At 62.3% G+C, this 22790-nt stretch carries 25 protein-coding genes; 12 read left to right on the forward strand and 13 right to left on the reverse strand.

The genetic code is table 11. The annotated features are described in order from the left end of the window. Window positions 1-90: 90 nt before the first annotated feature. Window positions 91-2076, forward strand: a complete 1986-nt coding sequence (locus tag ASD31_RS09165) for a bifunctional 2',3'-cyclic-nucleotide 2'-phosphodiesterase/3'-nucleotidase (RefSeq protein ID WP_056332099.1) — start codon at window positions 91-93, stop codon at window positions 2074-2076. Window positions 2077-2124: 48 nt separating this feature from the next. Continuing rightward, the gene (locus ASD31_RS09170) at window positions 2125-2946 is read left to right on the forward strand and encodes a hypothetical protein (RefSeq protein WP_056332102.1); all 822 of its coding nucleotides are present in this window, start codon (window positions 2125-2127) and stop codon (window positions 2944-2946) included. A gap of 45 nt (window positions 2947-2991) precedes the next feature. Here ASD31_RS09170 and cimA read toward each other — a convergent pair whose 3' ends face one another. The 5 genes from cimA to cysS form a co-directional block, all read right to left on the reverse strand. Beyond that, on the reverse strand, window positions 2992-4611 hold the full coding sequence (gene cimA, locus ASD31_RS09175) for a citramalate synthase (RefSeq protein ID WP_056332104.1): 1620 nt from the start codon (window positions 4609-4611) through the stop codon (window positions 2992-2994). Window positions 4612-4774: 163 nt separating this feature from the next. Then, entirely contained in the window at window positions 4775-5734 is a 960-nt protein-coding gene (gene pip, locus ASD31_RS09180; RefSeq protein ID WP_056332106.1) for a prolyl aminopeptidase, read from the reverse strand. Beyond that, the gene (locus ASD31_RS09185; RefSeq protein ID WP_056332108.1) at window positions 5731-6207 is read right to left on the reverse strand and encodes a GFA family protein; all 477 of its coding nucleotides are present in this window, start codon (window positions 6205-6207) and stop codon (window positions 5731-5733) included. The genes pip and ASD31_RS09185 overlap by 4 nt, the downstream gene beginning before the upstream one ends. Beyond that, the gene (locus ASD31_RS09190; RefSeq protein ID WP_056332110.1) at window positions 6207-6686 is read right to left on the reverse strand and encodes a GFA family protein; all 480 of its coding nucleotides are present in this window, start codon (window positions 6684-6686) and stop codon (window positions 6207-6209) included. Before ASD31_RS09190 ends, ASD31_RS09185 begins: the two co-directional genes overlap by 1 nt. Then, window positions 6683-8110 carry a cysteine--tRNA ligase gene (gene cysS, locus ASD31_RS09195; RefSeq protein WP_056332112.1) on the reverse strand — a complete coding sequence of 476 codons (1428 nt, stop codon included), beginning with the start codon at window positions 8108-8110 and terminating at the stop codon, window positions 6683-6685. Before cysS ends, ASD31_RS09190 begins: the two co-directional genes overlap by 4 nt. Window positions 8111-8517: 407 nt before the next feature. Between cysS and ASD31_RS26305 the strand changes: the two genes are divergently transcribed. Beyond that, window positions 8518-8673 (forward strand): hypothetical protein, encoded by a 156-nt coding sequence (locus tag ASD31_RS26305; protein WP_200952150.1) that lies wholly within the window; start codon window positions 8518-8520, stop codon window positions 8671-8673. Window positions 8674-8677: 4 nt separating this feature from the next. Here ASD31_RS26305 and ASD31_RS09205 read toward each other — a convergent pair whose 3' ends face one another. Then, window positions 8678-9442 (reverse strand): SOS response-associated peptidase, encoded by a 765-nt coding sequence (locus ASD31_RS09205; protein ID WP_056332116.1) that lies wholly within the window; start codon window positions 9440-9442, stop codon window positions 8678-8680. Between the two features lie 62 nt (window positions 9443-9504). On the opposite strand from ASD31_RS09205, the gene ASD31_RS09210 reads away from it, so the two are divergent. The 8 genes from ASD31_RS09210 to ASD31_RS09245 all read left to right on the forward strand — a co-directional run bounded on the left by ASD31_RS09210 (window position 9505) and on the right by ASD31_RS09245 (window position 14675). Further along, window positions 9505-9930 carry an NUDIX hydrolase gene (locus tag ASD31_RS09210; protein WP_056333134.1) on the forward strand — a complete coding sequence of 142 codons (426 nt, stop codon included), beginning with the start codon at window positions 9505-9507 and terminating at the stop codon, window positions 9928-9930. 53 nt (window positions 9931-9983) lie between these two features. Next, window positions 9984-10403 carry a TIGR02301 family protein gene (locus tag ASD31_RS09215; RefSeq protein ID WP_056332118.1) on the forward strand — a complete coding sequence of 140 codons (420 nt, stop codon included), beginning with the start codon at window positions 9984-9986 and terminating at the stop codon, window positions 10401-10403. A gap of 124 nt (window positions 10404-10527) precedes the next feature. Beyond that, complete coding sequence (locus tag ASD31_RS09220) at window positions 10528-10797, forward strand: hypothetical protein (protein WP_156392573.1); 270 nt, start codon at window positions 10528-10530, stop codon at window positions 10795-10797. A 13-nt stretch (window positions 10798-10810) separates the two neighbouring features. After that, window positions 10811-11557, forward strand: a complete 747-nt coding sequence (locus tag ASD31_RS09225) for a hypothetical protein (protein ID WP_413813806.1) — start codon at window positions 10811-10813, stop codon at window positions 11555-11557. A 124-nt stretch (window positions 11558-11681) separates the two neighbouring features. Next, a complete protein-coding gene (locus tag ASD31_RS09230) occupies window positions 11682-12524 on the forward strand; it encodes a YgfZ/GcvT domain-containing protein (protein ID WP_056332122.1) in 843 nt (280 codons plus the stop codon). Beyond that, entirely contained in the window at window positions 12524-13129 is a 606-nt protein-coding gene (locus tag ASD31_RS09235) for a YfbR-like 5'-deoxynucleotidase (RefSeq protein WP_056332124.1), read from the forward strand. The genes ASD31_RS09230 and ASD31_RS09235 overlap by 1 nt, the downstream gene beginning before the upstream one ends. Then, complete coding sequence (locus ASD31_RS09240; protein ID WP_056332125.1) at window positions 13130-13669, forward strand: tyrosine phosphatase family protein; 540 nt, start codon at window positions 13130-13132, stop codon at window positions 13667-13669. Continuing rightward, on the forward strand, window positions 13659-14675 hold the full coding sequence (locus ASD31_RS09245) for an NUDIX hydrolase (protein ID WP_244483796.1): 1017 nt from the start codon (window positions 13659-13661) through the stop codon (window positions 14673-14675). The genes ASD31_RS09240 and ASD31_RS09245 overlap by 11 nt, the downstream gene beginning before the upstream one ends. A gap of 29 nt (window positions 14676-14704) precedes the next feature. Here the strand turns inward: ASD31_RS09245 and ASD31_RS09250 are convergent, their stop codons facing one another. Further along, window positions 14705-15205 carry a superoxide dismutase family protein gene (locus tag ASD31_RS09250; RefSeq protein ID WP_413813810.1) on the reverse strand — a complete coding sequence of 167 codons (501 nt, stop codon included), beginning with the start codon at window positions 15203-15205 and terminating at the stop codon, window positions 14705-14707. A gap of 110 nt (window positions 15206-15315) precedes the next feature. Further along, window positions 15316-16029, reverse strand: coding sequence for a sulfite exporter TauE/SafE family protein (locus tag ASD31_RS09255; protein WP_413813811.1), 714 nt, complete (start codon window positions 16027-16029; stop codon window positions 15316-15318). A 120-nt stretch (window positions 16030-16149) separates the two neighbouring features. On the opposite strand from ASD31_RS09255, the gene ASD31_RS09260 reads away from it, so the two are divergent. Next, entirely contained in the window at window positions 16150-16374 is a 225-nt protein-coding gene (locus ASD31_RS09260) for a hypothetical protein (RefSeq protein WP_056332128.1), read from the forward strand. A 21-nt stretch (window positions 16375-16395) separates the two neighbouring features. Here the strand turns inward: ASD31_RS09260 and nadC are convergent, their stop codons facing one another. The 5 genes from nadC to ASD31_RS09285 all read right to left on the reverse strand — a co-directional run bounded on the left by nadC (window position 16396) and on the right by ASD31_RS09285 (window position 22681). Continuing rightward, complete coding sequence (gene nadC, locus ASD31_RS09265; RefSeq protein WP_056333144.1) at window positions 16396-17298, reverse strand: carboxylating nicotinate-nucleotide diphosphorylase; 903 nt, start codon at window positions 17296-17298, stop codon at window positions 16396-16398. A gap of 173 nt (window positions 17299-17471) precedes the next feature. Next, window positions 17472-19070, reverse strand: a complete 1599-nt coding sequence (locus tag ASD31_RS09270) for an L-aspartate oxidase (protein ID WP_056332129.1) — start codon at window positions 19068-19070, stop codon at window positions 17472-17474. 186 nt (window positions 19071-19256) lie between these two features. After that, window positions 19257-20333 carry a quinolinate synthase NadA gene (gene nadA / locus ASD31_RS09275; protein ID WP_056332131.1) on the reverse strand — a complete coding sequence of 359 codons (1077 nt, stop codon included), beginning with the start codon at window positions 20331-20333 and terminating at the stop codon, window positions 19257-19259. 158 nt (window positions 20334-20491) lie between these two features. Further along, complete coding sequence (locus tag ASD31_RS09280; protein WP_056332133.1) at window positions 20492-21733, reverse strand: MFS transporter; 1242 nt, start codon at window positions 21731-21733, stop codon at window positions 20492-20494. Window positions 21734-21838: 105 nt separating this feature from the next. Beyond that, a complete protein-coding gene (locus ASD31_RS09285) occupies window positions 21839-22681 on the reverse strand; it encodes an MOSC domain-containing protein (protein WP_056332135.1) in 843 nt (280 codons plus the stop codon). Window positions 22682-22790: the final 109 nt, after the last annotated feature.

Raw genomic sequence — 22790 nt, forward strand, 5'->3', positions numbered from 1 at the left:
ACGATACCTGAAATTTAACGGGGTGCATTCCCGCCTCCCGCATTCTAGGCTTCGATCAGGCAATGACCGGACAGACGAAGGGACTTTCACATGGCATCCGTTCTCGATCTTCATCCGATAAGCCGCCGCTCGCTTCTGAGCGGAGCGGCCGCGACCTCCGCCCTTATCCTGCTGCACCCTTTCGCGGCGCGCGCCGCCGGCAACCAGGCGCATCTGCGCATCATGGAAACCACCGATATCCACGTCCATGTCTTTCCCTATGATTATTACGGCGACAAGCCGAACGATACGATGGGCCTTGCCCGCACCGCCTCGATCATCGATGCCATCCGCGCCGAGGCCGGAAATTCCATGCTGGTCGACAATGGCGACTTCCTGCAGGGCAATCCGATGGGCGACTACATGGCCTACCAACAGGGCATGAAGGACGGCGAGATCCACCCGGTCATCAAGGCGATGAACGTGCTCGGCTACGAGGCCGGCACGCTGGGCAACCACGAGTTCAACTATGGCCTGGACTATATGTTCAAGGTGCTCGGCGGGGCGAACTTCCCCTATGTCTGCGCCAACCTGACCAAGGGCGAACTGGCGTCCGACCCGAAGGACGATGTCCTTTTCTTCAAGCCTTACACCATTGTGGAGAAGACCATCACCGATGGCTCGGGCGCCGCAAGCGTCCTGAAAATCGGCATTATCGGCTTCGTGCCGCCCCAGATCATGCTCTGGGACGTCAAGAATCTCGAAGGCAAGGCACAGACGCGCGATATCGTCGAGACGGCGAAGGCATGGGTTCCGGTCATGAAGGAGGAAGGTGCCGATATCGTCATCGCGCTCTCCCATTCCGGCATCGATGGCTCGGGCCAGAGCGAGCGCATGGAAAACGCCTCGCTCTATCTGGCCGGCGTGGCGGGCATCGATGCGGTCTTCACCGGCCATCAGCACCTGGTCTTTCCCGGCCCGAAGAGCTTCGACGGTATCGAGGGCGTCGATCCGGTCAAGGGCACGCTGCTCGGCAAACCGGCGGTGATGGCGGGCTTCTGGGGGTCGCATCTCGGGCTGATCGATCTTCTGCTCGAAAAGGACGGCAATCGCTGGAAGGTGGTGGATTTCACCGTCGAGGCCCGGCCGATCTATCATCGCGAGGAGAAAAAGGTGGTGGCCGACGTGGCCGGCCGCGCGGATGTGCTTGCCGCAGCCGATGCGGAGCACCAGGCGACGCTTGCCTATATCCGCACGCCCGTCGGCAAGACATCGGCGCCGCTCTACTCCTATTTCGCGCTGGTGGCCGACGATCCCTCCGTGCAGATCGTCTCCAATGCGCAGACCTGGTACATCAGGGAGATGTTGAAGGACACCGAGTACAAGGACCTTGCGGTTCTTTCCGCGGCGGCTCCCTTCAAGGCCGGCGGGCGCGGCGGCTCGGACTATTACACCGATGTTCCGGCGGGCGATATCGCGATCAAGAATGTCGCCGATCTCTATCTCTATCCGAACACGGTGCAGGCCGTCGTCGTCACCGGAGAACAGGTGAAGAACTGGCTGGAAATGTCGGCCGGCATGTTCAACACCGTCGCGCCCGGCGAAAAGGATGTGCCTCTGCTTGCCACCAGCTTCCCGTCCTATAATTTCGACATCATCGACGGCGTCACCTACCGGATCGACCTGTCGCAGCCTGCCCGATATGACAATGACGGCAAGGTCGTGAACCCGGGCTCCAACCGTATCCGGGATCTCGCCTTCGAAGGAAAGCCTATCGACCCGGTGCAGAAATTCGTGGTCGCCACCAATAATTACCGGGCCGGCGGTGGCGGCAAGTTTCCCGAGATTGCCGCCGACAAGGTGGTCTTCGCCGCCCCCGATACCAACCGCGACGTGATCGTGCGCTACATCATCGAAGAAGGCACGATCAATCCATCGGCCGACGGCAACTGGAGCTTTTCGCCGGTCGAGGGCGCAACCGCGATCTTCGAGAGCGGCCCGAAGGCGCGCGGGCTGATTGCCGATGTGAAGGGCGCGAAGATCGAGGAGGTCGGCGACGGCGCGGATGGATTTGCGAAGTTCCGGCTGGTGTTGTGAGTTCACTATCTTGCCAGATCATAGCGACGATAGAGTGAGACCTCGAACATGCCGACAGACGCCGCACCCGACACTACGCAGCAGCCTGATATTGCAGCAATAGAGCCTTGGCATACGACGTTTAATCAGATGTGGGAACTGTTTTTCAGGCCGGAGATCGAACGCCGAAGGGCCTTTGGGAGAATATCTGGGAACTTTCATCTTTACATCGCACAGGTTCTGTTCCCAGAAAAAGGAGACAACCGCGTCCTTTTGAACGAGGAGGTAAAGGGCGAAGCACTGGTCCGCCCTCGCCGTGAATTTCAAAAAGGTGATCCGGTTTATTCAGACGATCTCGAAACTGTCGAGACATTCGAACTGCCTGATGAATTACTTGATCATGGGCATTTTACTATTGTCCGTTCCGGCGAGGGGTGGGCAATGATTTTCAACTTTATGAGCGGAAGGGCGAAAGCCCGAGATATGTTGGAGTTAGCAAATCAGTTTCTTGAAGTTGCAAAGACAAGCAGTATCTTAGGTCACGCCGGGCCGACGGTGGACAATCTCTTCAGTGCATCAGAACTGATTTGTAAGGCAGAGCTGATCTTGCATAGAAGTCGCGCAGTGAGTTCCAAGACGCATTCAACGATATCTAGCGCAATTAACAACTGGTCACGCCTCGGTAATATAAACGCCGCTTTCGTAGCGCTATTCAACGAGTTAGGTCGCCAGCGTCCCAATGCCCGTTACGGAGATGCAACCAGTCGTCCACCGATGCCCGATGCGGAGAGCTTCGAATTGGTTAGCGTTATGATTGAACGAGGCCTTGAGTCCGTCCAAAAGGCTACAGATCGAGCACGCACGCGTGAAGGCATTGAAGAAAACGGCTGATCTGCTGATCTATCGCGCCTCCGCCTTAGGACCACGGCCTCCGCCCTACTCCGCAGCCAGTCCCGCTTGATCCCGGTTCTTCAGCAGTTTGAAGACGATGGAATCCATCAGGGCCTGGAACGAGGCGTCGATGATATTGTCGGAGACCCCGACCGTCCACCAGCGGGCGCCGGTGCCATCGACGGATTCGATCAGCACGCGGGTGATCGCCTCGGTGCCGCCATTCAGGATACGGACCTTGTAGTCCACCAGTTCGAGATCCTCGATCTCCGACTGGTATTTGCCGAGATCCTTGCGGAGCGCCAGATCGAGCGCATTGACCGGCCCGTGGCCTTCGGCGACCGACATGGTGGCTTCGCCATTGACCCAGACCTTGACCACCGCTTCCGACACCGTTTTCAGCTGGCCATTGGCATCGAACCGGCGTTCGACCATGACCCGAAAGCTTTCCACATGGAAGAAGTCGGGAACCGAGCCCAATATCCGCTGGGCAAGGATGGCGAAGCTGGCATCGGCCCCCTCATAGGCATAGCCGGTCGCCTCCCGCTCCTTGACGATCGAAATCAGCTTGTCGAGCTTCGGGTCATCCTTCGAGACGGCAATACCGCGCCGTTTCAGCGCATTGATGAAATTGGCCTTGCCGCCCTGGTCGGAGACCATGACCTTGCGCAGATTGCCGACGCTTTCGGGCGTCACATGCTCGTAGGTGCGCGGATCCTTCAGCAGCGCCGAGGCATGGATGCCAGCCTTGGTGGCGAAGGCGGAGGCGCCGACATAGGGCATCTGCTGGTCCGGCGAGCGGTTCAGAAGCTCATCGAAGGAATGCGAGAGTGCCGTCAGTTCCTGCAGCCGCTCCGCGTCTATCGAGGTTTCGAAACGGCTTGAATAGGCCTCTTTCAACACCAGGGTGGGGATCAGTGCCACCAAATTGGCATTGCCGCAGCGCTCGCCGATCCCGTTCAAGGTTCCTTGAACCTGGCGCACGCCGGCCTCCACTGCGGCCAGCGAATTCGCGACAGCCTGTCCGGTATCGTTATGGGCGTGGATGCCGAGATGGGCGCCCGGAATGCCATGCGCGATGACGGCGGCGACGATCTCGCGGATTTCGAAGGGCTGCGTTCCACCATTGGTGTCGCACAGCACGATCCAGCGGGCGCCGGCATCGAAGGCCGTCCTTGCGCAGGCGAGTGCGTAGGACGGATTGGCCTTGTAGCCGTCGAAGAAATGCTCGCAGTCGATCATCGCCTCGCGGCCGCTTGCCGTGACGGCCTCGACCGAGGCCCGGATCGATTCCAGATTGTCCTCGTTCGAACAGCCGAGCGCGACACGCACGTGATAGTCCCAGCTCTTGGCAACGAGACAGACCGCATGGCTTTCGGCCTGCAGCACCGCTGCCAGTCCCGGATCGTTCGAGGCTGAGACGCCGGCGCGCTTGGTCATGCCGAAGGCGACGAAACGGGCGGTCTTTGTGCGCTTTTCCTTGAAAAACTCCGTATCTGTGGGATTGGCGCCGGGATAGCCGCCTTCGACATAGTCCATGCCGAAAGCGTCCAGCATCGCGGCGATGGCGATCTTGTCCTCGACGGAAAAATCGACGCCCGGCGTCTGCTGGCCGTCGCGCAGCGTCGTGTCGAAGAGATAGATGCGTTCGCGGGTCTTCGTCATCGCTGTTCCCTCCAAAGGAACGATATATCTTTTCCACAATGCCCCTCACCCTAGCCCTCTCCCCGCGAGCGGGGAGAGGGGACGACCGGTGTTGCGGCAATTCCCTTCTCCCCGTTTACGGGGAGAAGGTGGCCGATAGGCCGGATGAGGGTCAGTTCTGCTCCTATGATTTCCCCGCAAACCGATCCGTCGCGCGGATCAGCCGGTCGAGGATGCCGGGTTCCGAATAGGCGTGGCCGGCCCCCTCGATCAGGTGGAATTCCGCTTCCGGCCAGGCCTGGTGCAGCGCCCAGGCATATTTCGCCGGGCATGGCATGTCGTAGCGGCCGTGAATGATGACACCGGGAATGCCGTGGAGCCTGTGCGCGTCGCGCAGCAATTGCCCCTCCTCCAGCCAGCCGGTATTGACGAAGAAGTGGTTTTCGATCCGCGCGAAAGCGTGCGCATAGTCCTCTTCCTCGAACGGCGTCGATGTCGCCGGCTCCGGCAGAAGCGTGATCGTCTCGCCTTCCCAAAGGCTCCAGGCCTTGGCGGCGGCAATACGCGTCGCCTTGTCGTCGCTGGTCAGGCGGCGATGATAGGCATGCAGCATTTCATGACGCTCGGCCGGCGGGATCGGCGCGATGAAGCGCTCCCATTTGTCCGGGAACATTTCGGAGACGCCGAACTGATAATACCAGTCGAGCTCCGCCTTGGTCAGCGTATAGATGCCGCGCAGCACCAGTTCGGAGACACGCTCGGGATGCTTTTGCGCATAGGCGAGTGCCAGCGTCGAGCCCCAGGAGCCGCCGAAGACCTGCCATTTGTCGACGCCGGCCATCTCGCGCAGCCGCTCGACGTCGGCAACCAGATGCCAGGTGGTGTTGGCCTGAAGCTCGGCATGCGGCGTGGACCTGCCGCAGCCGCGCTGGTCGAACAGGGTCACATCATAAAGCTTCGGATCGAACAGGCGGCGATGACTGGGGGAAATCGTGCCGCCGGGGCCGCCATGCAGGAAGACAACCGGCTTGGCGCCGGGCGTGCCGGATTTTTCCCAGTAAATGACATGACCGTCGCCGACGTCGAGATGGCCGGAGGCATAGGCTTCGATTTCGGGGTAGAGGCTGCGCAAGTCGCCGGTCATAGTTTCAATCCGTGTTCTGGCCAGTGGGCGGTATCGTGGTCGGGATGCTGGAAGGAGATGATCTGTTCCTGCTTGGAATAGAAATCCGGATCGTCATAGGTCGGCTGGTCGAAGATCGTCGTCACCCATGGCAGCCGCGCGGCATAATTGACCTGGATTTGCGGCGCCAGGTCGGACCTGTTGTCAAAGGTGCCGATGGCGATTTCGAGACCGCCCGGATGCAGATAGGCAAGCGGCGTGCCGCAGTTCGCGCAGAAGCCGCGCTTCACATTCACCGAGGACTGGAAATAGCTGGGCGCCGTGCGGGTCCATTCCAGTTCGCTTTCGGGAACCGTCACCAGCGCGGAGAAGAAGCCGCCGAACTGTTTCTGGCACATGCGGCAATGGCAGATCGACGGGCGACCCAGTTCACCCTTTATCCTGAAGCGCACGGCGCCGCACTGGCAGCCGCCGGTTCGAATTCTGTCGGTCATCATCTTTCCTCCGGTGGCCAGGTATCGGTGTCGTGATCGGGATGCTGATAGGAAACGAGGTCGTTGAGAAAGGACGTGGCCCCCTGATCGGCCATCGTCTCCTCGCCCGGCAGTCCCGCCACATGATCGACATAGGAGAGCTTGCCCTCGATGCCCCACTGGATGGTCGGCGCGATCGCGTCCGGCTTGTCGAAGACGGCAATCGCCAGCGCGACGCCATCCGGCGCCTCATAGCTGAGCGGCGTGCCGCAATCGCCGCAGAAGCCGCGCCGGACGGCATTGGACGACTGGAAATATTTGGGCGCGCCGCGCGTCCAGGCCAGATTCGCCTGATGTACGGAAACAAGCGGCGCATAGAAATTGCCGAAGGCCTTCTGGCACATGCGGCAATGGCAGACGGAAGCATCGCCCAGCGCGCCCTCGACGCGAAACCGCACTGCGCCGCACTGGCAGCCGCCGGTGTGGATCGGTTCGCTCATCGCTTCACCTCCCAGATGGTCACCCGCTCGCCGGTCGCGGCGTCCTTGCCGTCCTTCAACTGAATGCCCCGCGCGAGCAGATCATCGCGAATCCGGTCGGCTTCGGCAAAGTTCTTCGCCTTCAGCATTTCCAGCCGCATCTCGACCAGTGCATCGACCGCCGAGGCGACGGCTTCGTCCACTTCGCTCTTGCGCGGCAGGAGCCCCATCAGCGCGGCACTTGCGGCAAAGGCCGGCAGACGCGCCGGATCGGCGTTGGCGGCCAGCGCCAGGGCGTGCAGGGCCTGGACGGCTGCAACCGTATTGAGATCGTCGGCCAGCGCCTCCACGACGGATGCATCCGGCGCTGCACCGTCGGCCTCGGCCACCGGCCATCTGGAAAACAGGCGTTCGGCCTCCTCGAGCCGCTTCACCGAAAAGTCGATCGGCTCGCGATAATGGGTCATCAGCATGGCCAGCCGCAGAACCTCGCCCGGCCATGTGCGGCCGCCGAGCTTCTCGCTGTGCAGCAAATCGTCGATGGTGACGAAATTGCCCTCCGACTTTGACATCTTGCGGCCTTCGACCTGCAGGAAGCCGTTGTGCATCCACAAATTGGCCATGCGCTCCGTGCCATGGGCGCAACGCGACTGGGCGATCTCGTTTTCATGATGCGGGAAGATCAGGTCGAGCCCGCCGCCATGAATGTCGAAGACCTCGCCGAGATAGTGCTGGCTCATGGCCGAGCATTCGATATGCCAGCCGGGACGGCCGAAGATGGAGGCATCCTTGCCATCGACGACAAAGGGGCCTGACCAACCGGGCTGGTCGGCGGCGGAGCCCTTCCACAGCACGAAATCGGACGGGTCCTTCTTGTGCGCCTCGACGGCCACGCGGGCGCCTGCCTGCTGGTCCTCGAGCTTGCGCCTGGAAAGCTGGCCGTAATCGGCCATAGAGCCCGTCGAGAACAGCACTTCCCTGCCCTCGCCGCCGGTCGCCACATAGGCATGGCCGCGATCCAACAATTGCTGGATGATCGCCACCATCCCGGCAATATGTTCGGTGGCCCGCGGCTGGACGGTCGGATCGAGGCAGCCGAGCGCCTTGGCATCCTCGATATATTGCGTCTCGGTCTTTTCGGTCACCAGCCGGATCGCCTGGTTCAGCGGCAGGCCGGGGTGGTCTCGGAGCGCCCGTGCATTGATCTTGTCATCGACATCCGTGATGTTACGCACATAGGTCACGTGACCTTCGCCAAAGACATGGCGCAGCAGGCGGAACAGCGCGTCGAAGACGATCGCCGGGCGGGCATTGCCGATATGGGCAAAATCGTAGACGGTCGGGCCGCAGACATACATGCGGACATTTTCCGGATCGATCGGCACAAAATCCGATTTTGCCCGTGTCAGCGTGTTGTACAGTCTCAATGTCGTCCGAGCGCCCATATCCAATCTCCCATTCCGCAATCACCGAATACGCGCAATCGCCCGGCTGAACCTTCGCGTTGTCATCTTGATTTTTGGGAGACGAAAACGGCCAGGCCAGCGGGAAGGCTAGCGAATAATAATCCGGCAGGTGATGCAGATAACCGTTTTCATGGTGAGACTTATCGCGCTTCGATCGGTTTCGGTCAAGAGGTCAGGCGCGCTCCAGCATCATATGATGAAATACTGGATTATTCGTCATCGTTTTGTCATGATTGCACTTATCTGGGAATGCCGGACGCCAGGGAACACAGGCACTTGCGGGATGCACATTAAAGCCTGTTTCCTGGGGCACAATGGGGAGCGCCGTTTCGTGGAAAACACGGGATGAAGCGTGACCGACGCGGGAACACCAAAGGAGAGTTGAAATGCCTGCACCCAAGACCGACAAGAACAGTCCGCGCCCAGCGGCCGATCTCGTCGAGCAGTATCGCCCGCTCGGCCTGAAGGCCGTCCTTGCCGCGGCTTTGCAGGTCAAGCCAAAGCCCATCAAGAAGGCCGCCCTGCCCAAACAGCCGGCCTGACCTTTCAAAAAAGCGATAGCTGATCTGTCGGCGGCTCCTTCGGTTTCGACGGGCTCGGTTGCAGCCGGGGCTGAACCGGGGTCTGCAGATCAGGACCGGTATTCGCGACCTTGTTCACTTGATCCGATACGGCGATGACCTCGAAGAGGTCTTCGTCCGCAGAGACCATGAGGTCGGCCACATCGCGCGGCTCCTGCGTCCGGCAGTCGAGCCAGCGGGAAAAATCCTCCGGCCCGATCACCACCGGCATGCGATCGTGAATGTCGCCGATCCTTGCATTTGCCTTTGTGGTCAGGATCGCGGCCGTATCGACTTCCGATCCGTCAGCCGACGACCACGTCTCCATCAGGCCGGCAAAGGCGACGATGCCTCCGTTCTTAGGTCGTATCCAGTAGGCCTGCGAGGGCTCTCCGCTTTCCTTTGGGGGGCGATGCCATTCATAGAAGCCGGACGCCGGGATGAGAACGCGCCGGTGGCGCATCGCTGCCTTGAACGAGGCCTTGCCGACCGCCGTTTCGGCGCGTGCATTGATCAGCAGCGGAAAGTCACGGGGATCCTTGACCCAGGATGGCGTCAGCCCCCAACGCACGAGCAATGCCCTTCGCTCCGGCAGATTGCTGCCCGGCCTCTGCCGCTCGCTCGCCAGGACGACCAGGATCGGCTGCGTCGGCGCGATATTGAAGCGCGCCGGAAAATCCTCGGTGTCCAGGAGACCGAAGACCTCCGCCAATTCCTTCGGTGTCGCCGTCAGTGAAAATCGTCCGCACATGGCATTCAGATCGCATTTCGCCTAATATAGGTCAAGATTTTCGGTGTTTGCCAGGTTTGAGGATCATGACGACGTCTCCGCAGCTTGCCTCTTCCGCCATCCTCGAACGGGATGGACGCTATCTCCTGGTGCGGCGCGCCAATCCGCCCTCGATGGATATGTTTGCCTTTCCCGGCGGCCGGGCGGAACTGGGCGAGACACCGGCGCAGACCGCGCTTCGCGAATTTCACGAGGAGACCGGCATCCGGGCGCGCAATCCGCACCTGTTCCAGACCTATGACCTGCCGCCCCGCACCGCCGACGGGACGGGCGCCCGGCATTTCTTTCTTTCCGTTTTCAAGGTCGATGCCGATCCGGATATCGTAGCGGTCGCCGGGGACGATGCGGCCGGCATCGGCTGGTACACGGCGGATGAGATATTTCAACTGCCGATCCCCGACAGCGTGCGCGAATGCGTGGAAAAGCTGGAAGCATTTCGGCCGAGATGACAGTTGTTCGAAAATCCGCTTGCCGCGGCGGTGATTCGAGGCTTGAAAGGGGCATGATCCGTTTTCCTGTCGCGCGCTGGTGGTTTTTGCTCGTCCTTGCGGGCCTGCCCGCTGCCGCCATGGCGCAGGCGGGCGTGGCGAATGGCCCGGCTGCAAATACCGAAAAGCCCGTTCCCTACGATGCGCGGCTGCTCCGGCTGGCCGAAATCACCGGATCGGTCCATTATCTACGCACGTTGTGCAAGGACGATAAAGCCGATGACTGGCGGCGGTCGATGCAGGAACTGCTCGACAAGGAGGCTGGAAGCGAGGCCTTGCGGCGTGCCCGGCTAACGGCGGCCTTCAACCGCGGCTACCGTGCATTCGCCTCGGTTTATATGGCCTGCACGCCGGCTGCGGTCACGGCCGACGGCAAATATCGTGCCGAAGGGGCAACACTTGCCTCGGAAATCGTCGCCCGCTTTGGAAATTAAGCATAAATTAACCTCTTTCTTCAGGAGCCCGTGTCGTTTCGGGAAAAGGCTGCTAAAGTCGTTAAGAGAGTGGTAAGAAGTGGCGCCGTTCGAGTCTGGCGGCGGGTAAAGAGCGTGAAACGGCATGGAACGAATGATGGAACCCAGTCTGAATGACATCGACGACATGATCGTTCATGAGAAGATGCAGGCAGCCCTGGAACACCAGAACGAGGCCTGGGCGGACGGAATGGCCGACGGCATCGAGCCGGAAATCATCGCCGATGCCGCCATTGCGCTGGCCATGCGCGAGACCATCCGCCTCCAGGGCGAAGATGGCGCCGAGGCCATGTTGAATTCGCTGCGCGAGCGCATGCTGGCCGGGGAATTCTCACCGGAACGAACCCTGCAGTAGTTTCGAGGCTGTCATGATAGGCCAGATGTCGGAAAACCGGTCTTTCGCGGTTCGTCTGTGTGCGGTCCTTTTCGCTGCCCTGTCCATCGCATTGATCGCCCCGCTGCAACCGGCCTTCGCGCTTAGCGAGTTGAAACAGATCCCCGGCGACAGCGACCAAGGCGAGACCACCGGCGACACGCCTGAAATCGAGGAACCCGAAGAGGTTGAGCCACTGCAGATTCCGATGCCGGATCCGCTGGTCAACAAGCCCTCGCGGGACACCAAGGACGATTCGCTCGAGGAAGAGCCTGTCGGGCCGGTAGAAGTCCTCACCGATATTTCCAAAATCCCGGCGCCCGTTGCGCGGATGCGTAAGCTGATCGTCGAAGCGGCCGCGTCCGGCGATATCGAGCGGCTGCGCCCTCTGCTCGGAAAAGGCCCGACCCAGACCCAGGTCAGCGGAAACGAGGGCGACCCCATCCAGACGCTGAAGGAACTTTCCGGCGATGAGGAAGGGATCGAAATCCAGGCCATCCTGCTCGACGTTCTCTCCACCGGCTTCGTGCTGGTCGACAAGGGAACGCCGGAGGAAGCCTATGTCTGGCCCTATTTCACGGAAAAGCCGCTGGCAACGCTGACCGCGCCCGAAAAGGTCGATCTTTTCCGGCTGATCACGGCTGGCGACTATGCCGAGATGCTCGAAGCCGGAAACTATAATTTCTACCGTGTCGGCATCACCCCGGATGGACAGTGGAAATTTTTCGTCGCCGGAGACTGAGGCGGGGCAAGGCGCTTGCCGGAGCGGCTACAACATCCTACCTGTTTCATTTCCGCGCGCGCGGACGATATGTGTCGGACGCGCCGGCCGGAAGCCACCACGCTTTGTGAACAGGACACTATCGATGCAGGCCTTCGCCCTTCCCGACCGCGCTCTCGTGACTGTCTGCGGACAGGATGCGCAGAATTTCCTTCAGGCGCTGATCACCACCGATCTTGACCAGTTGGAAGATGGCGAGGCGCGACCGGGCGCGCTCCTGACGCCACAGGGCAAGATCCTGTTCGATTTCATCGTCAGCCGCGACGCGGCCTGTATCCGGCTCGAAACCGGGCTCGACCAGGCCGAGGCCCTGTTGAAGCGGCTGACCATGTACAAGCTGCGGGCGCCGATCTTGCTTGCGCTGACGGCGCCGGCCGTGGTCGGCATCTTGCTTGAGGACGTGCCCGGCGGCTTTCGCGACACGGGCTTTGCCAAGGCCGGCCGCACGGTCTTTCGCGTTTATGCGGATGAAAACATGAATGAAGGCAACGCGGCGGATTACGATAGCCTGCGTATTGCCAGCGGCATTGCCGCCCCGGGTGCCGATTATGCCCTGCAGGATGTGTTTCCGCATGACGTGCTGATGGACAGGAATGGCGGCCTTTCGTTCAAGAAGGGCTGCTATGTCGGGCAGGAAGTGGTCTCGCGCATGCAGCATCGCGGCACGGCGCGCCGCCGCCTCGTTCACGTCGCGGCCGCAAGCCCCCTGCCCACGACAGGCACGCCGCTGACGGTCAAGGGAAAGGTGATCGGTGCGCTCGGCACTGTCATCGGCAGTGCGGGCCTGGCGATCGTGCGGATCGACAAGGCGGGCGAGGCGATTGCCGGAGGCGACGCCATTCTCGCCGGCGAACAGCCGGTCATCCTCGCCCTGCCCGCCTGGAGCGGCCTTGAATTTCCGTCGCAGGCCGACGAGGCGAGCGCCTGATGTCTGCGCGTGCCTGGCAGCGCATGCTCTCGGGGCGCAGGCTGGATCTGCTCGATCCCTCGCCGCTCGATGTCGAACTCTCCGACATCGCCCACGGCCTTGCTCGCGTCGCCCGCTGGAACGGCCAGACCGAGGGCGACCATGCCTTTTCGGTTGCCCAGCACAGCCTGGTCGTCGAGGAAATCTTCCGCCGGCATTATGGCGACGCGCCGGACGAATGCCAGTTGGCGCTTTTGCACGACGCGCCGGAATATGTGATCGGCGACATGATCTCGCCCTTTAAGGCGGTGGTCGGCGGCGGCTACAAGGGGGTGGAAAAACGGCTGGAGACGGCCATCCATCTGCGCTTCGGCCTGCCTTCGTCAATGCCCGCCGATCTCAAGAGCCGGATCAAGAAGGCGGACCAGATCGCCGCCTATTTCGAGGCCACCATCCTGGCGGGGTTTTCGCTTCAGGAAGCCCGGAAATTCTTCGGCCAGCCGCGTGGCATCACCCGCGAGATGATCCCGATCGAGCCGATGCCGGCGATCGAGGCGCAGCGCCGGTTCGCCGAGCGATTCCATGCCATCGAGGCGCGGCGCGCTCATGCAAAGGCGACATCCTGAATGCCCATGCTCATCGTTTCACCCCTGTCGCGCATCGGAGAAATGGCCGTCCGTCATCGCTGCCGGGAAATGGTCAGCCTTCTGGCAAAGAACCAGGCTTTCCACCGCCCTGCCGTCATCGCGGCGGACCGGCACCTGCTGCTCGGCGTCAATGATATCAGCTTTGCCGGCAATGCCGCACTGATCGCGCCGCAGGAGGAGCATGTGCGCGCGATCGTGGATTTTTCCCGCAGCTGGGATCGCACCGCGCCGCTGCTCGTCCATTGCTGGATGGGCGTATCGCGCTCTCCGGCCGCCGCCGCCATCCTCGCCCTTGCCGTCGAGCCGGAGCAGGACGAGATGGATCTGGCGCGGCGCCTGCGGGCAGCCTCCGCCTATGTCACGCCGAACGCGCGGCTGATCGAGATCGGCGATCACCTCCTGTCGCGGGGCGGCAGGCTGATCGCGGCGATCAAGACGATCGGCCGCGGCGCCGAGGCCGATGGGAACGCGCCCTTCCTTTTCTCGCCGCTGCCGGAGCCCGTCACCGATGCAGGTTGACGAGGGAGCGATCGGCCAGAGTCCGACAGACGGCGACCGGACGGATGGGGCGCCGATCGCAGTCGAGATCGGCCTCAATGCCGTCATCGTCGCGGTGGCGAACCGCTCTCCTTGCATCCTTTCGGTGAGCGGAGACGGCGACCGCGACGGCCTGCCGTTCGGCCCTTTCGATCCCGCCAGGCACCGGACCTTCGAAACCAGTCTGAGGGCGAGCGTCGAACAGCAGACGGCGCTTGATCTCGGCTATATCGAGCAGCTCTACACTTTTGGCGACCAGGGCCGTTACCGCACGACCGGAACCGGCAGCCGGCATATGGTCTCCGTCGGCTATCTCGCCCTGACCCGCACCGACGCGGAAAGCGATGCCCGGCTGACCGATGCCGGCGCCCATTGGCGCGACTGGTATAGCTACCTGCCCTGGGAGGACTGGAGGCAGGGGCGTCCGATCGTCATCGACCAGGTCATCCTTCCCGCCTTGCGCCTGTGGGAAACCTCAGCGTCGCAGGAGGAGCGCATGGGACTGCCGCAGCGGCGCACCCGCATGCGCCTTGCCTTCGGTCTCGACGATTTTCCCTGGGACGAGGAGCGCGTGCTTGAGCGATACGAGCTTCTCTACGAAGCCGGGCTGGTTGGCGAAGCCGTCATCGACGGCCGGATGGAGGCAGGCGAGACAGTGCCGGTCGGCCTCACCATGCGCCATGATCACCGTCGCATCGTCGCCACCGCCGTCGCCCGGCTGCGCGGCAAGATCAAATACCGCCCGGTGATCTTCGAACTGATGCCGCCGGAATTCACCCTGACGGACCTGCAGGCGACCGTCGAGGCCATTTCCGGCCGCCATCTGCACAAGCAGAATTTCCGGCGCCTCGTCGAAGGCGCCGAACTGGTCGAACCCACCGGCATGCTGACGACGGCCACCGGCGGCAGGCCGGCCGCCCTCTTCCGTTTCCGCCGCCAGATCCTCGACGAGCGGCCCGCCCCCGGGCTGAAGGTCGGCGGCCGGTAGCTCCATCTGAAACAGGAGGCGAATCGGGCTTACTCGATCACCGCGCAGGCAAGCCTTGCGCCGGCATCGCCGGAAGGCTGGCTGCGGTTGTCGTCGGAATTTTCATGGATCATAAGGGCTCGGCCGCGGATGCCGTTCTTGGCATTGTCAAGCACGACCATGGTGTTGAACACCTGGGCGCGCAAGACGCCGTCGCTGCCGACATATTGATTGGGCATGTCACCCGCATGCGGGCCGTTGGCGGCGAGAAAACCATGCTCGGTCTCGCCGGGGTTGAAATGCTTGCCGGCCGACTCATGGTGATCGGCGGCATCGCATTTGCCGGTCTCGTGGACGTGGAACGCCACCCATTTGCCAGGCGGCAGGCCGGTGACTTCCAGCTCGATCAGGACGCCGGCCTTGGCCGCGGTGAGCGAAGCGCGCCCGGTCTCCTTGCCGTCCTTTCCGATGAAATTGGCAATGGCCGTTTGCGACGATGACTGCGCGATGGCGGGCGTCGCGGCAAGCGACAAGGCAAGCAAGGCGATCATGCGTTCCATGAGACGTTCCTCCGGGAGCTGGAATTTCTCCCTTTGCAACGTGCCATCGAGCCGGGGGTTCCGGATTATTTCAGTTCAGCGATGTTTTGGTCGGGAACCGGTCAGAATATCCGGATGGCCGAAGTGGCGATGATCACCAGCGCAACCGCGATCATCAGGGGGCGCACAGGCAGGCGCTTGACGACCAGGGCACCGATCGGAGCCGCCAGCACGCCGCCAAGCACCAGGCCAGCCGCCGAACCAAGATCGGACCAGCCGAGCGTCATCACGAAGGTCGCCGAGATCGTCAGGGTGACAGCGAATTCGGTAAGGCTGGTGGAGCCGATCACCTTCTTGGGCTCATGGCCACGACCGATCAGCGAGGTTGTGACGATAGGACCCCAGCCGCCGCCACCGGCCGCATCGAGCGCGCCGCCGCCAAAGCCGATGAAGGGTACCGCCCAGTCCTTCACGTCGCGCGGCCAGAGGGGGCCGAGCGCCTTGAACAGAATATAGATGCCGACCAGCACCAGATAGGCGGACACGAAGGGCTCGATGATGTCGCCATCGATCCGGGTGAGGCCAAAGGCGCCGAGCGCCCCGCCAATCATGCCGGCCGGAGCCAGGCGCGCAACGAGGCGCCAGTCGATATTGCGATGATAGGCATGCGAAATGCCGGATGCGGCGGTGGTGAAGATTTCGGCGATATGGGTCATGGCGCTCGCCATTACCGGCGGCATGCCGATGGCAAGCAGGCTGGTGGTGGACAAGAGCCCGAAGGCCATGCCGAGCGCACCATCGACCAGTTGGGCAAAGAAACCGATGACGACGAACATCCAGAAATCTGGCGACACGGGCTGATCCTTCTCGATACAGGCGCCTATTTGCGTCAATTGCCGGCCATTGGTAAAGATGCCGGCACGGCACACGATCCGCAAGGGAGCGAAATCGAAGCGATGCAGACGATTGTTCTCTTCCTTGCCGCCACCCTGCTCACGACATCGCAGGATGGGCCGGCCATTCGCGACTATTTCGAAGGCGGTGCCAGCCAGCCGGCGGTCGCACTTTGCAACCTGATCGACGAGGCGGTGAACGGGTCTTCCAGGACCTGTCGCTATGATTGCGGGAAGATGCTGAGCATCGATGCGCGCCTGGTCTGCCCGTTCGTGCTGCCGGAATAGTTCGTTCGCGCGCGCCTGCCTTCAGGCGATCACCACGTCCAGGCCGATATCCAGCGTCGGCGCCGCCATGGTGATCTTCGATGTCGAGATATAGTCGACCCCGGTTTCGGCAATGGCGCGGATGGTCTGCAGATTGACATTGCCGGAGGCTTCCAGCCGGGTGCGGCGCAGGTCGCCAGCATAATCCTCTGCCGCCAGCTGGAAATGAGCGGCATTTAGCGAGACCGCCTGGCGCAGGACCTCCGGTCCCATATTGTCGAGCAGGATGACATCCGGACCGGCGACGAGCGCCTCGCGCATCTGCTCCAGCCCATCGACCTCGATCTCGATCTTGACCAGATGGCCGCAATAGGCGCGCGCGGCATGGACGGCGCCGGCAACGCCGCCGGAAACCGCAATGTGGTTGTCCTTGATCAATACGGCATCGTCTAGACCATAGCGATGGTTGGAACCGCCGCCGAGCCGAACCGCATATTTTTCCAGCGCGCGCAGGCCGGGAATGGTCTTTCGCGTGCAGCAGACCTTGGCGCGGGTATGGGCGATTTCGGCGGCAAAAATCGCGGTGTAGCTGGCGACCCCGCTCAGATGCATCAGGAAATTCAGGGCGACGCGCTCGGCCGACAGCAGTCCGCGAGCGGGCCCGGAGATACGGGCAAGCGCAGTTCCGGGCATGACCCTGTCACCGTCTTCCACCAGCGCCTCGAAGCGGATCGCCGGATCGATCAGGCGAAAGGCGGCGCGTGCCAGTTCGAGCCCGGCAATGACGCCCTCCTCGCGGGCATTCATCTCGGCGGTCGCCTTCTTCTCCGCGGCGATCGTGGCATAGGTGGTGATGTCGCCGGCACGGCCGAGATCTTCAAGCAGGGCGGATCGGACCTGTTCCTCCACCATCAGGGCGGGCAGTTCCGGGCGAAGGGTGGTCAGGGTCATGGCGGTTACTTTCGAAATCACGGTTGTTCGGAGACGGACGCGTCTGCGGAACCCCTCCCATCGTCATCCTCGGCCTTGAGCCGAGGATCCATACTCCCGGGCTGTGGATGCTCGGGTCAAGCCCGAGCATGACGGAGTTTGGGGGAGGCCGCAGTTGACTGGCAATATCAGGCTACTTCCATCTCACTGACCTCGGCGACGATCCGGTCGGCTTCCGCGAGCGTCAGGAATGTGCGGCGTTTCCATTCCGGCCGCGTCTCCGGGCAGTCGGAGCGATAGTGGCCGCCACGGCTTTCGGTGCGCCGGAGTGCGCCGGTGGCGATCAGCTTGGCGGTGGTGAGGATATTGCCGAAGCGCAGGCGGGTGTTCTGGCGCTCGAGATTGGCGATGGCGCGGATGGCGCGCACCAGCGTCTCGCGGGAGCGGACGACGCCGACATGATCGCTCATCACATGGCGCAGCGCCGTCAGCGGCGGGCTGTCCTCGAGCGTGACCGGATCGTCGTTTTCGCCGGCATTGTCACCCCAATCGGTGATCTTCGGCTCCGGCAGCATGCCCTTGATGTTCTCGGCGATGCGCGCCGCAAAGACCACGGCTTCGAGCAGCGAGTTGGACGCCAGTCGGTTGGCGCCATGAACGCCGGTCGAGGTGACCTCGCCCGCCGCCCACAAGCCATCGATCGAGGTGCGGCCTTCCGCATCCGTCAGCACGCCACCCATGTGATAATGCACGGCGGGCACGACCGGGATCGGCTGCGTCACGGGATCGATGCCGGCCGCCATGCAGGAGGCATAGACGGTCGGGAAGGCGTCCGGAAAATACGCGCCGACGGCCCTGGTGCAATCGAGGAAGGCGCCGCGTCCGGCCTTGACCTCGGCAAAGACACCACGCGAGACGATGTCGCGCGGCGCAAGTTCGCCGTCCGGGTGAATGTCGAGCATAAAGCGATGGCCGGCCGAATTGACGAGATGGGCGCCGTCGCCGCGCAGGGCTTCGGTTGCGAGCGGCGCCGGATCGCGGCCGATATTGATCGCCGTCGGATGAAACTGAATGAATTCCGGATCGGCGATGATGGCGCCGGCCCGCGCCGCCATGCCAACGCCCTGCCCGCAGGCCTCGGTGGGATTGGTCGTGACGGAGAAAAGATGACCGACGCCGCCCGAGCAGAGCACGACGGCGCGTGCCGGAAAGGCGACGCGCTTCTTCGACTGACCGGCTTCCGGCCGTGCGACGACGCCGGAAATGAAGCGTCCCTGGCGCATGAGTTCCTCGACCACATAGCCTTCGAGAACCCGGATCGAGGGCGTATTGCGCACGGCCGCGATCAGCGCTTCCATGATCGCCTTGCCTGCCATGTCGCCCTTGACGCGGACGATGCGGCGCTCGGAATGGGCAGCCTCGCGCGACAGGAGAAGCTTGCCTTCCAGATCGCGGTCGAAGGGAACGCCGTAAGCCAGGAGATCGTGAATCCGCGCCGGTCCTTCCGCCACCATCAGGCGGGTCAGTTTCTCATCGACGATACCGGCACCGGCCACCAGCGTATCGGCGACATGCTTGTCGACCGTATCGCCCATCCCCATGGCGGCGGCGATGCCCCCTTGCGCCCAGGCCGACGAGGCGCCATGGCCGATCGGGGCCGCGGCCAGCACCGTGACGGGACGCGGGCTGAGTTTCAGCGCGCAGAAAAGCCCGGCAAGCCCGCCGCCGACAATGACGATATCGTCGATGCCGTTGAAGGACTGCGGGCGGAAATGATCGGTCAGCATTCTCTCTCCTCCTTCGGGACTGTCTCCCTCTTCTCCCCAGTGGGGAGAAGAGCCGAGCGCAGCGAGGCGATGAGGGGGTGACGCGGCAAACTCCCGCTTGCTTGGCTCCCCCTCATCCGGCCCTTCGGGCCACCTTCTCCCCGCTGGGAAGAAGAGGTCCGCCACCATTACCGCTCGTCCTGCCCTCTACTGCTTCAAATTCACCATCCGCTCCACCGCAAGCCTTGCCCGTCCGGCGATCGCCGGATCGACCAGCACTTCCTGCGTCATGTAGAGCAGGCTGTCGAGGATCTTCGGCAGGGTGATGCGCTTCATGTGCGGACAGAGATTGCACGGCTTGATGAAATCGACACCCTTGATCTCCGCCTGGATGTTGGAGGCCATCGAACATTCGGTCACGAGGAGAACGCGGGCGGGCCGCTTGTCCTTGACGTAATTGATCATGCCGGAAGTGGAGCCGGCGAAATCGCAGACGGCGATCACGTCCGGATGGCATTCCGGGTGACCGATGATCTCGATGGTGGGGTCGGCTTCCTTGTAGGCCAGCAGTTCAGCCGCAGTGAAGCGCTCATGCACCTCGCAGTGCCCTTTCCAGGTCAGGATCTTCTTTTTCGTCTGCTTGGCGACATTCATCGCTAGATATTCGTCGGGAATGCACAGCACCGTGTCGCTATCCAGGCTCTCGACCACGGCGAGCACGTTGGACGAGGTGCAGCAGATATCGGTTTCGGCCTTCACATCGGCCGAGGTGTTGACATAGGTGACGACCGGCACGCCGGGATAACGTTCCTTCAGCAGCCGCACATCGGCGCCGGTGATCGATTCGGACAGCGAGCAACCAGCCTTTGCATCGGGGATGAGCACGGTCTTGTCCGGATTGAGCAGTTTGGAGGTCTCGGCCATGAAGTGCACGCCGCACTGGACGATGATCTCGGCATCGACGGTGGTGGCATCGCGGGCAAGCTGGAGCGAATCCCCGACGATATCGGCAACACAGTGGAAAATGTCCGGCGTCTGGTAGTTATGGGCGAGGATGACGGCGCCGCGTTCTTTCTTCAGCCGGTTGATGGCGTGCACATAGGGCGCATAGACCGGCCATTCGAAAGCCGGGATGAACGCCTTGACGCGCTCGTAGAGATCGGCGGTCTCGCGGGCGATCTCCGGGGTGAAGGTCAAGTCGGGCCGTTCGAGAATACCGAAACGTTCGGCGGCAGTGGGCAACGCTGAGGCCCCAAGGGCGGCCTGGTTCTGTGCGATCGTCATCGGTTGCTCCTTTCGCCGGTTTGGCGAGCGCCTATTTTGCTCAACATGAGCATAAATAGGCCAAAACAAAACCGGCACTGCCGGTGAGAGAGATTTAGAAAGTTTTGTGACGGTTTACAAGAACGCCCTCCCGCAAATTTCGCGGGAGGGCGAGACGATCAGGCCAGCGCCGGACGGGCGACGGCCCGCTCCTGGATCGGCCAATGAACCACGGCGGCGACGAGGCCAAGCCCGACCCCGAGCCACCAGACCGGATCATAGGAGCCGAAGCGATCGTAGAGATAGCCGCCCATCCAGACACCGAGGAAGGAGCCAACCTGGTGCGACAGAAAAACGATACCGCCGAGCAGGCCGAGATGGCGCGTGCCGAACATGATCGCCACCAGCGCATTTGTGGGCGGCACGGTCGATAGCCACAGAAGCCCCATGACGATGGCGAAGATCACCACCGAGAGCGGCGATTGCGGAAGCAACAGGAAGGCGGCAACGGCGATCGAGCGACCGATATAGATCAGCGACAGGAAATAGGGTTTCGAATATCGCTGGCTGATGGCGCCGGAGGCCAGCGAACCGATGATGTTGAAGAAGCCGATCAGCGCAAGCGCGATCACCGCATAGCGGGCATCGATGCCGATATCGCCGATATAGGCCGGAAAATGCGCGGTGATGAAGGCTACCTGATAACCGCAGACGAAAAAGCCGGAGACGAGCAGCAGATAGCTTTTATGGGCAAGCGCCTCCTTCAAAGCTTCACCGATCGACTGCTTGTAGACCGCTTCCTTCTGGCTCCCGGAAGAGGCATTTCCGCGCAGGGGAATGGCGACCAGCGGCACGATCAGCATCAGAATGCCGAGATAGACGAGGCTGTCCGACCAGCCATAGGCGGAGATCAGCCCTTGGCTCACGGGCGCAAACAGGAACATGCCGGCAGAGCCGGCCGCCGTGCAGATGCCGAACGCCATGGAGCGCTGCTCCGGCGTCACGTTGCGCGCAAAGGCCGACAGAAGAATGCCGAAGGAGCCCGAGCCCACCGCCATGCCGATCAGCACGCCGCCGCCGATATGCAGCCAGATCGGCGCATCGGCATGAGCCATCATGACGAGACCAGCGGCATAGAGAAGCCCGGACATGGTCAGCACCCGCCAGGTGCCGTATTTATCGGCAATGGCGCCGAAGAAGGGCTGACTAAGCCCCCAGCAGAGGTTTTGAAGCGCCATGGCAAGGCCGAAGGTGGTCCGGTCCCAGCCGGTATCGGCCAGCATCGGCAGTTGGAAGAAGCCCATGGCCGAGCGCGGGCCGAAGGTCAGCATGGCGACGATCGAGCCGGCCGTGATGATCAGCCAGGGCAAGCCGGGACTGGCGGTTGATGCGCCTGATGTGGCGGGGGAAACGGCGGACATTGTCGGCTCCGTGTTGTTGGAGCGGCAATCTACGCTCCGGCTCGCGATGAAAAAAGCCAAATATGGTGACGCATGGATCAATTCGATTGATATATGCGATTTTTCTCATCGAACCTTCATCGGCCAGCGTTCCTGCCGCGACGTGACAATCCGAGCCTCATCGCCAAGGGCAATCACTCCTTCCCCGCGCGGCACGGCATTCCAGCCGAAGAGCACGCCGGGCACGCGGCGGTCCGCCGACATGCGCTTCTCGGCCAAGGCCTGAATGGGATTGCCGCCGATGCGCTCGCCGGTCATCTGGTCCTGCGTCGTCATGATGCAGCGGGCGCAGGGCTTGACGAGATCGAAGCCGATGCCGCCGATCTCCAGGCTTTCCCAGAGATCCTCTTCCCAGGGATCGTCACTATCGAGGAGGATATTGGTGCGGAACCGGTCCATGCCGACCGGCTCCTGCCCCTTTTCCACCAGCGTCCGGTTGACATCGACAAGCGAGCCGGTTGTGGTGATCAGCACCGGAAAACCATCCGCGAAACCCACCTGCACCCCCTCGCCGGCCCACTCCGGCGCCGCCATGCGCTTGGCCTCGGCGTCCATGTGGACGAGCCTGACCGGCCGGCCGAGCCAGCCGGAAAGCGTCATGTTGACCGGCTCTGTCGCGAGTGCCGCATCGACGCCGGTCGACCAGATGGTAACGGCCATACGCGATCGCGGATCGAAGGAGGCGGTCAGTTCCTGTCCGTCCATGGAAAGATGGATGCCGTCTTCCGTTTCCCTGGCTTCGACCCTTGCCAGGCTCTGCAGTTCGCGCTGGGTGACACAGTCGCCCTGGGGATCGACCAGCATGAAGCGACGGTCGCCCCGGATGCCGTCGAGCGCCACGGAAACGGAGGTCTGCGCGATGGCACGGCCGCTTTTCAGGGGATGGATATTGAGACCGGTCACCTTCATGTCATTGCTCCCTATCGCCATTTCCCGGCGTTCAGATGATGATTCAAGCACATCGCGAACTGAATCCGGAAAAATCCGCAAATTGTTGTTCTGGCTAGATTTCCTCGAT

Source organism: Rhizobium sp. Root482, from assembly GCF_001426565.1.
GTDB lineage: Bacteria > Pseudomonadota > Alphaproteobacteria > Rhizobiales > Rhizobiaceae > Pararhizobium.

Coding starts and splice junctions, on each gene's coding strand:
- pip (WP_056332106.1), bottom strand. CDS start 5,734: ATGACCGGCGACTTGCGCAGCCTCTACCCCGAAATCGAAGCCTATGCC.
- ASD31_RS09230 (WP_056332122.1), top strand. CDS start 11,682: ATGCAGGCCTTCGCCCTTCCCGACCGCGCTCTCGTGACTGTCTGCGGA.
- ASD31_RS09270 (WP_056332129.1), bottom strand. CDS start 19,070: ATGCTGACCGATCATTTCCGCCCGCAGTCCTTCAACGGCATCGACGAT.
- ASD31_RS09240 (WP_056332125.1), top strand. CDS start 13,130: ATGCCCATGCTCATCGTTTCACCCCTGTCGCGCATCGGAGAAATGGCC.
- ASD31_RS09280 (WP_056332133.1), bottom strand. CDS start 21,733: ATGTCCGCCGTTTCCCCCGCCACATCAGGCGCATCAACCGCCAGTCCC.
- ASD31_RS09165 (WP_056332099.1), top strand. CDS start 91: ATGGCATCCGTTCTCGATCTTCATCCGATAAGCCGCCGCTCGCTTCTG.
- ASD31_RS09215 (WP_056332118.1), top strand. CDS start 9,984: ATGATCCGTTTTCCTGTCGCGCGCTGGTGGTTTTTGCTCGTCCTTGCG.
- ASD31_RS09285 (WP_056332135.1), bottom strand. CDS start 22,681: ATGAAGGTGACCGGTCTCAATATCCATCCCCTGAAAAGCGGCCGTGCC.
- ASD31_RS09170 (WP_056332102.1), top strand. CDS start 2,125: ATGCCGACAGACGCCGCACCCGACACTACGCAGCAGCCTGATATTGCA.
- ASD31_RS09255 (WP_413813811.1), bottom strand. CDS start 16,029: ATGTTCGTCGTCATCGGTTTCTTTGCCCAACTGGTCGATGGTGCGCTC.
- cimA (WP_056332104.1), bottom strand. CDS start 4,611: ATGACGAAGACCCGCGAACGCATCTATCTCTTCGACACGACGCTGCGC.
- ASD31_RS09220 (WP_156392573.1), top strand. CDS start 10,528: ATGGAACGAATGATGGAACCCAGTCTGAATGACATCGACGACATGATC.
- ASD31_RS09260 (WP_056332128.1), top strand. CDS start 16,150: ATGCAGACGATTGTTCTCTTCCTTGCCGCCACCCTGCTCACGACATCG.
- ASD31_RS09225 (WP_413813806.1), top strand. CDS start 10,811: ATGATAGGCCAGATGTCGGAAAACCGGTCTTTCGCGGTTCGTCTGTGT.
- ASD31_RS09245 (WP_244483796.1), top strand. CDS start 13,659: ATGCAGGTTGACGAGGGAGCGATCGGCCAGAGTCCGACAGACGGCGAC.
- ASD31_RS09205 (WP_056332116.1), bottom strand. CDS start 9,442: ATGTGCGGACGATTTTCACTGACGGCGACACCGAAGGAATTGGCGGAG.
- ASD31_RS26305 (WP_200952150.1), top strand. CDS start 8,518: ATGCCTGCACCCAAGACCGACAAGAACAGTCCGCGCCCAGCGGCCGAT.
- ASD31_RS09185 (WP_056332108.1), bottom strand. CDS start 6,207: ATGACCGACAGAATTCGAACCGGCGGCTGCCAGTGCGGCGCCGTGCGC.
- cysS (WP_056332112.1), bottom strand. CDS start 8,110: ATGGGCGCTCGGACGACATTGAGACTGTACAACACGCTGACACGGGCA.
- ASD31_RS09250 (WP_413813810.1), bottom strand. CDS start 15,205: ATGATCGCCTTGCTTGCCTTGTCGCTTGCCGCGACGCCCGCCATCGCG.
- ASD31_RS09190 (WP_056332110.1), bottom strand. CDS start 6,686: ATGAGCGAACCGATCCACACCGGCGGCTGCCAGTGCGGCGCAGTGCGG.
- ASD31_RS09235 (WP_056332124.1), top strand. CDS start 12,524: ATGTCTGCGCGTGCCTGGCAGCGCATGCTCTCGGGGCGCAGGCTGGAT.
- nadA (WP_056332131.1), bottom strand. CDS start 20,333: ATGACGATCGCACAGAACCAGGCCGCCCTTGGGGCCTCAGCGTTGCCC.